Source organism: Listeria grayi (assembly GCF_900638015.1).
GTDB lineage: Bacteria > Bacillota > Bacilli > Lactobacillales > Listeriaceae > Listeria > Listeria grayi.
The window spans coordinates 201,587-215,000 of the sequence record NZ_LR134483.1; the positions used below are offsets into that span (position 1 = coordinate 201,587).

13 protein-coding genes (1 of these 13 only partly in view) are annotated in these 13,414 nt (G+C 41.5%); all 13 read left to right on the forward strand.

The features are described 5' to 3' along the window. Positions 1-12 precede the first annotated feature (12 nt). The gene (locus EL241_RS01020) at positions 13-276 is read left to right on the forward strand and encodes an RNA-binding S4 domain-containing protein (protein WP_277813140.1); all 264 of its coding nucleotides are present in this window, start codon (positions 13-15) and stop codon (positions 274-276) included. A 184-nt stretch (positions 277-460) separates the two neighbouring features. Then, the gene (locus tag EL241_RS01025) at positions 461-856 is read left to right on the forward strand and encodes an FtsB family cell division protein (protein WP_126320273.1); all 396 of its coding nucleotides are present in this window, start codon (positions 461-463) and stop codon (positions 854-856) included. Positions 857-951: 95 nt separating this feature from the next. Further along, positions 952-1,377: a S1 domain-containing RNA-binding protein gene (locus tag EL241_RS01030; protein ID WP_003756385.1), complete on the forward strand. Its 426-nt coding sequence runs from the start codon at positions 952-954 to the stop codon at positions 1,375-1,377. Between the two features lie 108 nt (positions 1,378-1,485). Continuing rightward, on the forward strand, positions 1,486-3,426 hold the full coding sequence (hpt, locus tag EL241_RS01035; protein WP_003756383.1) for a hypoxanthine phosphoribosyltransferase: 1,941 nt from the start codon (positions 1,486-1,488) through the stop codon (positions 3,424-3,426). 255 nt (positions 3,427-3,681) lie between these two features. Beyond that, positions 3,682-5,745, forward strand: a complete 2,064-nt coding sequence (gene ftsH, locus EL241_RS01040) for an ATP-dependent zinc metalloprotease FtsH (protein ID WP_003756380.1) — start codon at positions 3,682-3,684, stop codon at positions 5,743-5,745. An 82-nt stretch (positions 5,746-5,827) separates the two neighbouring features. Beyond that, positions 5,828-6,601: a type III pantothenate kinase gene (locus tag EL241_RS01045; RefSeq protein WP_126320274.1), complete on the forward strand. Its 774-nt coding sequence runs from the start codon at positions 5,828-5,830 to the stop codon at positions 6,599-6,601. Further along, positions 6,602-7,489: an Hsp33 family molecular chaperone HslO gene (gene hslO, locus EL241_RS01050; protein WP_036105903.1), complete on the forward strand. Its 888-nt coding sequence runs from the start codon at positions 6,602-6,604 to the stop codon at positions 7,487-7,489. Positions 7,490-7,589: 100 nt separating this feature from the next. Continuing rightward, positions 7,590-8,516, forward strand: a complete 927-nt coding sequence (cysK, locus tag EL241_RS01055; RefSeq protein ID WP_003756375.1) for a cysteine synthase A — start codon at positions 7,590-7,592, stop codon at positions 8,514-8,516. 736 nt (positions 8,517-9,252) lie between these two features. Further along, a complete protein-coding gene (gene folP / locus EL241_RS01060) occupies positions 9,253-10,044 on the forward strand; it encodes a dihydropteroate synthase (RefSeq protein WP_077912766.1) in 792 nt (263 codons plus the stop codon). After that, entirely contained in the window at positions 10,037-10,396 is a 360-nt protein-coding gene (gene folB, locus EL241_RS01065) for a dihydroneopterin aldolase (RefSeq protein ID WP_003756369.1), read from the forward strand. The genes folP and folB overlap by 8 nt, the downstream gene beginning before the upstream one ends. 4 nt (positions 10,397-10,400) lie before the next feature. Continuing rightward, a complete protein-coding gene (folK, locus tag EL241_RS01070) occupies positions 10,401-10,880 on the forward strand; it encodes a 2-amino-4-hydroxy-6-hydroxymethyldihydropteridine diphosphokinase (protein ID WP_036105899.1) in 480 nt (159 codons plus the stop codon). 79 nt (positions 10,881-10,959) lie between these two features. Then, positions 10,960-11,949 (forward strand): tRNA dihydrouridine synthase DusB, encoded by a 990-nt coding sequence (gene dusB, locus EL241_RS01075; protein WP_036105896.1) that lies wholly within the window; start codon positions 10,960-10,962, stop codon positions 11,947-11,949. 121 nt (positions 11,950-12,070) lie between these two features. After that, a protein-coding gene (gene lysS / locus EL241_RS01080) for a lysine--tRNA ligase (RefSeq protein ID WP_036105895.1) crosses the window boundary here: on the forward strand, positions 12,071-13,414 show its 5' portion. 153 nt of this gene lie beyond the right edge of the window; only the first 1,344 of its 1,497 coding nucleotides appear in the window; its start codon is at positions 12,071-12,073; its stop codon lies beyond the right edge, outside the window.

Genomic DNA, 13,414 nt, shown 5'->3' on the forward strand with positions numbered 1-13,414 from the left:
ATGGCAGAAACAATGCGTTTAGACAAATTTTTAAAAGTATCCCGATTGATCAAACGAAGAACAGTTGCCAAGGAAGTGGCTGAAAAAGGTCGGATCGAAGTAAACGGCAATGTCGCCAAACCCGGAACAAACATCAAAGTGAATGATGAACTTGTGATCCGCTTCGGGCCAAAAACGGTAACTGCAAAAGTGGAACGTTTGGAAGAACACACCCGCAAAGAGACCGCGACAGAAATGTATACGATTATTAGCGAAAAAAGAAATGATGAAGAATAAGTAGAAGCTGCAGGAATTTCCCTGCAGCTTTTTTAAAAACCTAAATTTGTGAAAAAAGTCAAGAGAAAACATCTCAAATATCGGATTGGCAATAGACAAACGGCGTAATTATTGGTATTATTTTACTTAGATAATCCTTTTAGATTGACTAAAAGTATCCTTAATAAAGGAAGGAGTGCTATCCATGACGAATAGAAATAAAAAAGTCGCGGATCTGGACAATCGTTATACAAAAAAAGAAAATGCAAATAAGAAAATACGTAGTCTAAGACGCACTGCTCTTTTCAGAAGGCTGTTAGTCATGGGAATCGCCTTTTTCATCGTGGGAGGGGCACTTGTATACACTTATACGAAACAGACGCTAATGCTGAAAGACAAGCAGGAGCAAAAAGTAAAGGTGGATCGGAAGTTAGCCTCGCTACAGGATAAAGAAAATCTGCTTAATGATCAGATCCTGAAATTACACGATGATAATTACATCGCGAAATTAGCGAGAAGCGAGTATTATCTGTCTAAAAATGGTGAAATCGTATTTAAAATAGATGGTGATAAAGACAACAGTCAAGAAACCGATGAGTGATAGGATCATAAGAAGCTAGACTAATTGACAGAACAGCAATAAGGACTATAATTAAACCTATATAAGTGATAATTTTAAGGAGGACACATTTTTTTATGTCGATCGAAGTAGGCAATAAAGTACAAGGTAAAGTTACTGGTATTACTAATTTTGGAGCTTTTGTTGAATTGGAAGGTGGCAAAACAGGGCTTGTCCATATTAGTGAAGTAGCAGATAATTATGTAAAAGACATTAATGATATTCTGACCGTTGGAGATGCAGTAACGGTAAAAGTAATGAACATTGGTGATGATGGAAAGATTGGTCTTTCTATTCGTAAAGCAGTCGATCGTCCTGACAGACCTGAAAGAAAATATGACAATAAACCAAAATATAATAAAAAACCTGCTAATACAGCTAAACCAGTAGAGAATTTTGAAGATAAAATGTCTAAATTCCTAAAAGATAGCGAAGATCGTCTTTCTACGCTGAAACGCCAAACAGAATCAAAACGTGGCGGACGCGGCGCAAGACGCGGTTAATAACAGGTTCACAATAGAGATGCACCGTATATTTTCATGATACGGTGCACTTTTTCTTACTAGCTCAATGAGAATCCAAAGTCGGTATAAAAGGCAGGTAACGGAATAATGGATGAATTTGAACAGCGAACGTACGCCTACATCAAGCAAAAACAGCTGCTCGATAGAAATAAAAAAATACTGGTAGCAGTTTCCGGTGGGCCAGATTCACTTGCTTTACTGCATTTTATCGTCCGCTTTTTTCCATTGCAAAACATAGCTGCGGTCCACGTGAACCATCAATTGCGCGCAGAATCGCTTGATGAAGAAACATTGGTTCATGACAGCTGTCAAACGCTCGGAGTCGATCTATTTTCCCGCACTATTGATGTGAAAGCAATTGCTGCCGAACGTAAAAAAGGGATAGAAGAAGCTGCTCGATATGTAAGATACCAATGCTTTGAAGAAGTAATGCAGGAAGCCGGGATCGATCAGGTCGTCACGGCTCATCATGCAGATGATCAGGTAGAGACGATCATGATGCGTCTGGTTAGAGGTAGCTTCAGTTCAGGTTGGAGCGGGATCGCACCGGTTAGGAAATTGGGAGCTGGGCAAGTGATCCGACCTTTCTTGACAGCCTCTAAATCAGATATTCTTGCCTATTGTCAGCGTCAAGATATTCAGTTCGCGTTAGATGATACCAATGAGGAAACGATCTTCACCCGCAACAGACTGCGCAAAAAAGTGATTCCACTCTTAAAAGCCGAGAACCCTTCGCTTGCATCGCAAATCACGCGTTTCGCTGAAGAGACCCGTGAGGATTTCACTTTTTTAGATGAACAAGCTGGTGAATTATTTGAGGCTTGCGCAGAACTGGAAAATGGCGGGGCACGATTAGATCTCGTTCTGCTTAAAAAAGCAGGGATTCCTTTACAACGACGGGTAATTCATTTACTATTAAACTATCTGTATAAGAATGAGACCTCCTATGTTTCTACCCAACACATCAAACAGATTTTGCTATGTATTCAAGGCAAGAATCCTTCTGCTGTTTTGCAGTTGCCTCAAAGCCTTCAAGTCAGACGTTCTTATGAGGAAATGCATTTTTTCTTTGGAGAAACGCCCGTAAACCGAGAATTCTATCATGCGCTAGATGTGAATGAACGCATCCATCTGGAAAACGACATGGAAATCAAATTAAAAGCAAAGAGCTCCGTTGTTCAAACGGCAGGGCTGAATGGAATCATCCTTAATCAAGCGGATGTGACATTGCCTTTGATTATCCGTAATCGGATGACCGGTGACCGAATGACATTAAAAGGTACGACAGGCACAAAAAAAGTGAAGGATATCTTGATCGATGCGAAAGTGCCGCGCCATTTGCGAGATGCGGTACCGATTATTACGGACTTTACCGGGAACATCTTGTGGATACCAGGCGTCAAACTTTCCGCATATGCAACCTCACCAAGTCGAGAACAAAAACAATATATTATTCGGTATACCCAAAATTTAGGAGGAAATAGAAGCATGCATAACGATATACAAACGGTGCTACTTTCAGAGGAAGAAATTCAAGAAAAAATCGGCGAATTAGGTCGCGAACTAACTGCTGAGTATGACGGCCGCAATCCACTTGCTATTGGTATCTTAAAAGGAGCGACTCCGTTCATGACAGACCTGCTTAAACGCATTGATACTTATTTGGAAATGGATTTCATGGACGTTTCCAGCTATGGAAATGGAATGACTTCTTCAGGAGAAGTGAAAATCATTAAAGATTTAAACACCTCTGTTGAAGGAAGAGATGTGCTTATCATAGAAGATATCATTGATAGTGGCAGAACGCTGAGCTATTTGGTCGACTTGATCAAATACCGCAAAGCGAAGTCGGTCAAATTGGTTACGCTGCTTGATAAACCAGAGGGACGCAACGTAGACATCAGCGCTGATTATGTAGGCTTTTTAGTTCCAAATGAGTTCGTAGTAGGTTACGGCCTGGATTACGCAGAAAAATACCGCAACCTTCCTTATATCGGTGTATTGAAGCCGGAAGTATATTCAGATTAAAATACTTCACAAACAGAACAATAATTTGTTACTATAGAATATAGAAGCGATGTGATTTCCCATGCTATGCAAAATAGTGGGCTTTTAAAAGGCAATATGCTATCATAAAGCATAGTTTTCACATTCAATTTAATTTATATCAATTGTTAAATAAAATAAACTTTATTTTAGGAAACTTCGTAAGAGAAAAAAACTATGGATATGTGTAGAAAATAATGAGCGCCATCCAAGCTCTTGCGTAGGAGGAGGTAAGGAATGAACAGGTTTTTTAGAAATGCAATATTTTACGTCATCATCTTCTTGGTCATTATTGGGATCGTCGCATCATTGAACAATAAAAAAGATGCAGCCAAGGATGTCAGCTATAATGAGTTCATCACCAAATTGGAAGATGGCAAAGTCAAATCGTTTACGATGCAGCCGGATCGGAATGTTTACACCATTAAAGGCGATTTTGTTGCGAGCGAAGGACAAACCACTAAAACTGGTCTAGGACAAACAAAAAATGATACATCTTTTGTATCCTATGTCATCAGCAGCGACAGTATGCTTTCCGATATCAATAAACAATTGAAAGAACATAAAGATGTAAAATTTGAAACACTGCCCGCGAAACAAAATAATGGGTGGATCACTTTCCTAACATCGATCGTTCCTTTCCTTATCATTTTCATCTTGTTCTTCTTCTTGATGAGCCAATCTCAAGGTGGCGGCGGTGGTAGAGTGATGAACTTTGGTAAGAGCAAAGCGAAACTCTACAACGATGATAAAAAGAAAGTACGCTTCACAGATGTAGCTGGAGCAGACGAAGAAAAGCAAGAGCTAGTTGAAGTAGTAGAATTCTTGAAAGATCCCCGCAAATTTGCGAATCTAGGAGCACGGATCCCTAAAGGTGTCTTGCTAGTCGGACCTCCTGGTACTGGTAAAACGTTGCTTGCAAGAGCAGTAGCTGGAGAAGCTGGCGTACCATTCTTCTCCATTAGTGGTTCTGACTTCGTGGAAATGTTCGTTGGGGTCGGTGCAAGCCGTGTACGTGACCTCTTTGAAAACGCGAAGAAAAACGCCCCATGTATCATTTTCATTGATGAGATCGATGCAGTCGGACGTCAACGTGGCGCAGGAATGGGCGGCGGACATGACGAACGGGAACAAACATTGAACCAATTACTAGTAGAAATGGATGGTTTCAGCGGTAACGAAGGAATCATCATCATTGCAGCAACTAACCGTGCTGACGTACTTGACCCAGCCCTTCTTCGTCCAGGACGTTTTGACCGTCAAATCATGGTCGATCGTCCCGATGTTAAAGGTAGAGAAGCTGTTCTACTTGTACATGCTAGAAATAAACCACTCGCTAAAAGTGTTGATTTGAAAGCAATCGCACAACGTACACCAGGTTTCTCAGGTGCAGATCTGGAGAACTTGCTGAACGAAGCCGCTTTAGTGGCAGCGAGATCTGATAAAAAAGAAATCGATATGTCGGATCTAGATGAAGCAAGCGACCGCGTTATTGCCGGTCCTGCGAAGAAAAACCGCGTTATCTCCGAAAAAGAACGCCGGACAGTTGCTTATCACGAAGCTGGTCACGTTATCGTTGGTATGGTATTAGACGAAGCAGAAGTGGTGCATAAAGTAACGATCGTACCACGTGGACAAGCTGGTGGATATGCTGTTATGCTTCCAAAAGAAGACCGTTTCCTAATGACAAAAGCTGAACTGCTTGACCGGATCACCGGACTGTTAGGTGGACGTGTCGCGGAAGATGTTACCTTTGGCGAAGTTACTACTGGTGCCAGCAATGACTTTGAACGTGCTACTGAAATCGCGCGCCGCATGGTTACGGAATGGGGTATGAGCGACAAGATCGGACCACTTCAATTCTCTTCCGGTAACGGACAAGTCTTCATGGGCAGAGATTTCGGAAATGAGAAAAATTATTCCGACAAGATCGCTTATGAGATCGATACAGAAGTTCAAAGCTTGATTCGTTCTTGTTACGACAGAGCGAAAAATATCATTACCGAACACCAAGACCGTCACAAACTAATTGCAGAAACACTACTTGAAGTAGAAACACTAGATGCTAGACAAATCCGTTCCTTGTTCGACGATGGCGTAATGCCTCCAGAAAGAGGAGAAGACGATGTGATCGAGTATCCTTCTGAGAAAGAAACGGAAGCAGCAGAACCGAAATCTTTTGAAGAAGAAAAGAAAGTAGCGGAAGACGAAGAAAAACCAGCGGATCAAGAGCCGAAAGAAGTAAGCTCTGAAGATGCGCCAAATGCAGAACAAACACCTTCTGATAAAGAAGACAAATAAAAACCATGCCAAAAGCCAAGCTTACTCTTTTAAAAGAGTCATGCTTGGCTTTTGCAAATCATCGATGAGCCGAGGTGGAAATATGATACTTGTGATTGATGTCGGTAACACAAATACAACGTTGGGCGTCTTTGAAAATGAAACGCTGAAAAAGCATTGGCGGATCACGACTGAAAAAAACCGCACGACAGATGAATTAGGCATTACCGTAATAAATTTATTCCAATTTGCGAAGTATCGCTTAGAAGACGTCGAAGGAATCATTATTTCTTCCGTCGTCCCACCAGTGATGCACACGGTAGAAAATATGTGCCGTCGCTATTTCGAAATCGAACCGATCGTTGTCGGACCAGGTATAAAAACCGGTCTTAATTTGAAAGTAGATAATCCGAAAGAAATCGGCGCCGACCGAATCGTTAATTGCGTAGCCGCATTAGCGGAATACGGAAAACCGGTTATCGTCGTGGATTTTGGGACGGCAACAACCTTCTGTTATGTAGATGAAAAAGGGATGTATCTTGGCGGAGCGATCGCACCGGGCATCATGATCTCTACCGAAGCACTTTACACGAGAGCGGCGAAACTACCGCGCGTGGAAATCCAAGCCAAACAGAGCGTGATCGGGAAAACGACTGTCAGTTCCATGCAGGCTGGGATCTATTATGGCTTTATCGGTCAATTTGAAGGAATCATCCAAGCGATGAAAGCGGAAGTAGCAAGCAATCCAGTAGTGGTTGCTACAGGGGGGCTAGCCCGCTTGATCTCCGCAGATTCCAAACAGGTCGATGTTGTCGATCCCTTTTTGACATTGAAAGGACTTGCACAGTTATATAAGCAAAATAAAGGAGATTTTTAAATGACAAATGATTATTTAGTAAAAGCACTTGCCTATGATGGTCTAGTGAGAATATATGCTGTAACAACAACCGAAACAATCGGAGAAGCACAACGCCGCCACGATACTTGGTCTGTTTCTTCCGCAGCGCTTGGACGCACCATGACGGCCACATTATTGATGGGTGCAATGCAAAAAGGCGACCAAAAATTGACCGTTAAAATAGAAGGCGACGGCCCGATCGGGTATATCGTTGCTGATAGTGATGCAGAAGGCAAGGTTCGTGGCTACGTCGCTAATCCGCATGTCCATTTCAATGAATTGAACAGTGTCGGGAAATTGGACGTTAGAAGAGGCGTTGGTACACAAGGAACGCTTTCTGTCGTGAAGGACTTAGGATTTGGAGAAAAGTTCACAGGGCAAACACCAATCGTTTCCGGAGAAATCGGTGAAGATTTCACTTACTATCTAGCAAACTCCGAACAAGTAAACTCGGCAGTAGGCGTAGGAGTACTTGTCAATCCGGACGATACAATCGAAGCTGCAGGTGGGTTTATTTTGCAATTACTTCCAGGTGCAACAGAGAAAATCATTGCGCAGTTGGAAAAAATCCTCAAGGACCTGCCAACCGTTTCCCGCATGATCGATAACGGCGAAACACCTGAATCCATCATTGCCAAACTTGCAGGCGGCGAAGAAAATGTACAGATCTTAGAGAAAAGTGCTGTGAAGTTTGAATGTACTTGTTCCAAAGAAAGATTTGGCAATGCTATTGTTTCCCTAGGAAAAGATGAAATCCAAGCAATGATCGACGAAGATCATGGTGCGGAAGCGGAATGTCATTTTTGTCGGAATAAGTTTACATTTACAGAAGGCGAATTGAAAGAATTTAAATTACAAGCGAAATAAGAGAAGAAATTATTCTTCTCTTATTTTTATAGCTCAAACTTGACAAAACTACTCGGGTTTAATTAAAGTAGAAGAAAGAACTCACAAAGGAGTGGAGAAAATGACAATTGCTAACTCGATAACAGAATTAATCGGAAAAACCCCCATTGTTAAATTGAATCGTTTACCGGAAGCAGGAAGTGCAGATGTATATGTGAAATTAGAATTTCAAAATCCAGGTGGTAGCGTAAAAGATCGAATTGCCAACGCGATGATTGAAGAAGCAGAAAAATCAGGCGCCTTGAAACCGGGAGATACGATCATCGAGCCGACAAGCGGCAACACAGGTATTGGTCTAGCAATGGTCGCTGCTTCTAAAGGCTACAAAGCAGTCTTTGTAATGCCGGATACAATGAGTACAGAACGCAGAAAGCTCCTTCAAGCCTATGGTGCTGAACTGGTACTGACACCTGGGAAATTGGGCATGAAAGGCGCGATCGAAAAAACGGAAGAATTAGCAAAAGAACACGGCTATTTCATTCCTCAACAATTCCACAATCCAGCTAATCCGGAAATCCATGAAAAAACAACTGGACCGGAAATCGTGGAAGCGTTCGGAGAAGAAGGCTTAGATGCTTTTATCGCCGGCGTAGGAACAGGCGGAACCATTACTGGTGTAGGACATGTTCTTAAAAAGAATTATCCAAACGTAAAAGTTTATGCTTTAGAACCAGATGAATCCCCAGTTTTAAGTGGCGGAACACCTTCCCCGCATAAGATCCAAGGTATCGGCGCTGGTTTTGTTCCCGATATTTTAGACACAAAAGTATACGACGGTATTATCAAAGTAACAAGCGACGACGCGTTGAAAGTTGCTCGTGAAGTAGCAAGTAAAGAGGGGATTCTTGTTGGGATATCCTCGGGTGCTACTATCAAGGCCGCATTAGATCTAGCGAAGGAACTCGGAACTGGTAAGAAGGTTCTAGCGATCGTTGCCAGCAACGGCGAACGCTACCTCAGCACGGCGTTATATAATTTTGACGAATAATACGATTTCCGAAGCGATTCACCTTTGATCAGGTGAATCGCTTTTTTAAAAGAACATCATAAACTTTTAACGAAATTCTAATTTGATTCACAGTAGATTCACGCAAAAAGTGGTTAATATATAGTCATAAGCTAACAACAAGCAAAACATTTTCATTTCTTTCTCCCTTTAAGAATGAAAATCCCAAACTCCCTTTTTTGACCAATGTGGTTATCCCTTTTCCACATTGGTTTTTTGATGCGTAAAAAAAGAAAACTATCGTAAAACTTTAACGAAATTCTAATTTGATTCACAGTAGATTCACGCAAAAAGTGTTTAATATATAGTTATAAGCTAACAACAAGCAAAACATTTTCATTTCTTTCTCCCTTTAAGAATGAAAATCCCAAACTCCCTTTTTTGACCAATGTGGTTATCCCTTTTCCACATTGGTTTTTTGATGCATAAAAAAAGAAAACTATCGTAAAACTTTAACGAAATTCTAATTTGATTCACAGTAGATTCACGTAAAAAGTGGTTAATATATAGTCATAAGCTAACAACAAGCAAAACATTTTCATTTCTTTCTCCCTTTAAGAATGAAAACCCAAACTCCCTTTTTTGACCGATGCGGTTATCCCTTTTCCGCATCGGTTTTTTTGTGCCTTAAATTAGGTGCTTTCTGCTATAATAGAAAAAGAAATAAAAAGGGGGGAGTACTGTGAAACAGTGGCAAAAGACTGACGAAACGAAAGTAATGGGCATTCTAAATATCACACCGGATTCTTTTTCCGATGGGAATAAATACATCGATTTGGCAGCTGCGGTGAAACAAGCGGAATCGATGGTAGCTGCTGGGGCATCCATTATCGACGTCGGCGGTATTTCCACGAGACCGAATTTTTCTGAAGTCGATTTGGAAGAGGAGCGCAGCAGAGTGATTCCTGTCATTGAAGCGATTCGGAAAAAATTTCCAGAAATATGGATATCTATCGATACTTGGCGAGCGGAAACTGCTGAAGTCGCAATTGTTGCGGGTGCGGATCTAATAAATGATCAATGGGGCGGAAAGCAGGATCCGGCGATTTTAAAAGTGGCTGCTACATATAATGTGCCGATCTGCCTCATGCACAACCGCACGAATACCGATTATGATAACTTTATGGAAGATGTAAAGCGGGATCTGCAAGAAAGTATCACGCTAGCAAAACAAGCCCATATCCCGGATGATCACATTATTCTAGATCCTGGGTTCGGCTTTGTGAAAACACCAGAACAAAATCTAGAAGTTTTGAGGCGCATTGATGAGATCGTCGCGCTAGGCTATGAAGTGTTGTTAGGAACAAGTAAAAAATCCACGATCGGTATCGTACTTGATTTGCCGGTAGAAGAACGATCGGAAGGAACTGGTGCGACGATTGTTTATGGAATCACTAAAGGATGTAAAATCGTGCGTGTCCACGATGTGCTTCCAATGATGCGCATGGTGGTCATGACAGATGCGATCTTGGGAAATAGAAGTATTGGAGGAGAACGAAAAAATGGATAAGATCTACATGAATGAACTAGCTTTTTATGGCTATCACGGTGTTCTCCCGGAAGAAAACCGGTTAGGACAAGCTTTTCAAGTATCACTCACTTTAGGTTTGTCGACCAAGCAAGCGGGCCTGTCAGATGACGTGGCCGATACAGTCAGCTATGCAGACGTCTACGAGACAGTAAAAGAGATAACAGAAAAGAAACGATTTAAATTGATTGAAGCGCTAGCTGAAAATATCGCACACCGTGTATTGACAGATTATCCTTTGATTGAAGAAGTAATTGTAAAAGTAATCAAGCCCAATCCACCAATCGCAGGGCATTTTCATTCCGTAGCGGTTGAAATAACACGAGGAAGGTGATTTCGTGGCAAAAGTTTATCTATCGATAGGTACAAATATGGGGGAGAGGGAAACCAATTTGGAGGCAGCTGTGGTCGGTTTAAAGGAACATCCGCAAATCAAAGTCGTAGGAGTTTCTTCTATATATGAAACAGATCCGGTAGGTTATGAAGATCAGGCTAGCTTTCTGAACATTGCAGTAGAAATAGCTACTTCGCTTGCACCTCATGATCTGCTGACCTTCTGCTTAGCTCTCGAAAAAGAGATCGGACGAGTAAGGTTGTTTAAATGGGGGCCGCGTCTGATCGACATCGACATCCTTCTTTATGATGATCAGATCATTCAAACAGAAGACCTAATCGTACCACATCCGTTGATGAAAGAGAGAGCTTTTGTTATGATACCGTTGCTCGAAATCGCTCCGGAATTAGCTGGATCAATAGAATCTCAAGCTGTTTTAGCAGAGCAAGGCATCAAAAAAACGGAAAACCAAGTAAACTGGTAAATTTGGCACTTGCAGTTTTTGGGTAGTATGATAACATTACACTAGCGCTTTTTAGTATTCAATGGAAGGGGAATATGTCGTGTTTCAGATTGGAAATGTAGAAATCAAAAACAGAGTTGTCGTAGCTCCAATGGCAGGTATTTCAAACTCTGCGTTCCGCTTGACCGTCAAAGAGTTTGGGGCGGGGCTGGTTTGTTGTGAAATGATCAGTGACAAGGGGATCGCTTACCGCAATACAAAAACACTAGATATGTTATACATCGATGAAAAAGAAAAACCACTTAGTCTCCAAATTTTCGGAGGCGAAAAAGATACATTAGTTGAAGCAGCAAAGTTTGTGGCAGAAAATACCACGGCAGATATTATAGATATCAATATGGGTTGTCCGGTCAACAAGATTATCAAATGTGAAGCGGGTGCGAAATGGCTACTTGATCCAAATAAAGTTTACGAAATGGTATCTGCAGTTGTAGATGCAGTAGACAAACCAGTCACAGTCAAAATGCGTATCGGCTGGGATGATGACCATATCTTCGCGATCGAAAATGCGCAAGCAGCAGAACGAGCAGGAGCAGCAGCGGTAGCAATGCACGGTAGAACACGCGTACAAATGTATGAAGGTAATGCAGACTGGGACGTTTTGCGCGATGTGAAAAAAGAAATCAAAATACCATTTATGGCAAATGGAGATGTCAAAACTCCAGAAGATGCTAAGCGGATCTTAGAACACACCAATGCAGATGGCGTTATGATCGGCCGTGCTGCACTGGGAAATCCGTGGATGATCTATCGTACTGTGAAATATCTGGAAACTGGAGAACTCCTGCCAGAACCAGAACCAAGAGAAAAGATCGAAACAGCATTGCTTCACTTAAAACGTTTGATCGCATTGAAAGGCGAAAACATCGCTGTTCGCGAATTCCGTCAACACGCAGCATACTATTTAAAAGGTGCCCGTGGAAGTACAAGAGCAAAAGTAGCGGCAAATCAGGCGACTACTCAAGCTGAAATGGAAATGATCCTGCGCGATTTCGTAGATCAATATGAAGCAAAGCAATTAGTTAGATAAGAAGGCGGAAGTTGCTCTAGCAAATTAGAGCAACTTTTTTTATTTTTAACTAGAAAAACGATGGTGAAAAAGCGTATAATAAAAATAGTCTGTAAAATGAATAGAATAGGAGTGTACGTACATGAGTCACGAGAACCATGAAGAACTGAATGATCAACTGCTGGTTCGCCGCGAAAAGGTAGATACATTACGCCAAGAAGGCATTGACCCGTTTGGTGAAAAATTTGTTCGCTCTATTAGTCCTGAAGAAATAGAAGAACAATATAAAGATAAAACCAAAGAAGAATTAGAAGAAGCTGCAGTCGAAGTAAGCGTAGCAGGAAGAATCATGACAAAACGTGTGAAAGGCAAAGTAGGCTTTACACATATTCAAGATCGTTTCCATCAACTTCAAATCTATATTCGTAAAGATAATGTTGGCGAAGATGCGTATGCAGTATTCAAACTAGCGGATCTTGGCGATATCATCGGCATCAAAGGGACCGTTTTCCGCACAAATACTGGCGAATTATCCGTCAAAGCAGAAGCCTTCACTTTGTTGTCAAAATCCTTGCGCCCTCTGCCAGATAAATATCATGGCCTTAAAGATGTAGAACAACGCTATCGTCAAAGATATTTAGACTTGATCACAAATGACGAAAGCCAAAAACGCTTCGTTATGCGTAGTAAGATCCTTCGCTACATCCGTGAATACATGGATAAAGAAGATTATTTAGAAGTAGAAACTCCTGTTCTTCATACGATTCCTGGTGGAGCAGCAGCAAAACCTTTCATTACACATCATAATGCACTGGATATGGATCTATATCTGCGCATTGCACTAGAATTGCATCTGAAACGCCTGATTGTCGGCGGGATGGATAAAGTATACGAAATCGGGCGAGTGTTTAGAAACGAAGGTCTTTCTACGCGACACAACCCTGAATTTACAATGCTTGAATCTTATGCAGCATTTGAAAATTATGAAGACGTAATGGAATTAGTAGAAGGATTAGTTGCCTACGTTTCTGAAAAGCTGCATGGTACAACGAAAATCCAATATGGCGAGTATGAAGTTGATCTAACACCGAAATGGCGTCGTCTGCATATGGCAGATGCTGTTAAAGAATACGCTGGTGTAGATTTCTGGACGGTTAAAACGGACGAAGAAGCAAAAGCACTAGCGAAAGAACATAATGTTGCGATAACCGAACACATGACATATGGACATATCCTTAATGAGTTTTTTGAAACTTTCGTAGAAGAAAAATTGATTCAACCAACATTCGTTTATGGACACCCAGTGGAAATATCTCCGTTAGCGAAGAAAAACAAAGAAGATGAACGTTTCACTGATCGATTCGAGTTATTTATCGTCGGTAGAGAACATGCGAATGCGTTCTCCGAGTTAAATGATCCTATCGACCAACGCCAGCGTTTTGAAGGGCAAGTGAAAGAACGAGAACAAGGCAATGATGAAGCGCAC

Excerpts from the sequence above, each read along its gene's own strand:
- EL241_RS01020 (WP_277813140.1), top strand. The coding sequence starts at position 13 with ATGCGTTTAGACAAATTTTTAAAAGTATCCCGATTGATCAAACGAAGA.
- EL241_RS01025 (WP_126320273.1), top strand. The coding sequence starts at position 461 with ATGACGAATAGAAATAAAAAAGTCGCGGATCTGGACAATCGTTATACA.
- EL241_RS01030 (WP_003756385.1), top strand. The coding sequence starts at position 952 with ATGTCGATCGAAGTAGGCAATAAAGTACAAGGTAAAGTTACTGGTATT.
- hpt (WP_003756383.1), top strand. The coding sequence starts at position 1,486 with ATGGATGAATTTGAACAGCGAACGTACGCCTACATCAAGCAAAAACAG.
- ftsH (WP_003756380.1), top strand. The coding sequence starts at position 3,682 with ATGAACAGGTTTTTTAGAAATGCAATATTTTACGTCATCATCTTCTTG.
- EL241_RS01045 (WP_126320274.1), top strand. The coding sequence starts at position 5,828 with ATGATACTTGTGATTGATGTCGGTAACACAAATACAACGTTGGGCGTC.
- hslO (WP_036105903.1), top strand. The coding sequence starts at position 6,602 with ATGACAAATGATTATTTAGTAAAAGCACTTGCCTATGATGGTCTAGTG.
- cysK (WP_003756375.1), top strand. The coding sequence starts at position 7,590 with ATGACAATTGCTAACTCGATAACAGAATTAATCGGAAAAACCCCCATT.
- folP (WP_077912766.1), top strand. The coding sequence starts at position 9,253 with ATGGGCATTCTAAATATCACACCGGATTCTTTTTCCGATGGGAATAAA.
- folB (WP_003756369.1), top strand. The coding sequence starts at position 10,037 with ATGGATAAGATCTACATGAATGAACTAGCTTTTTATGGCTATCACGGT.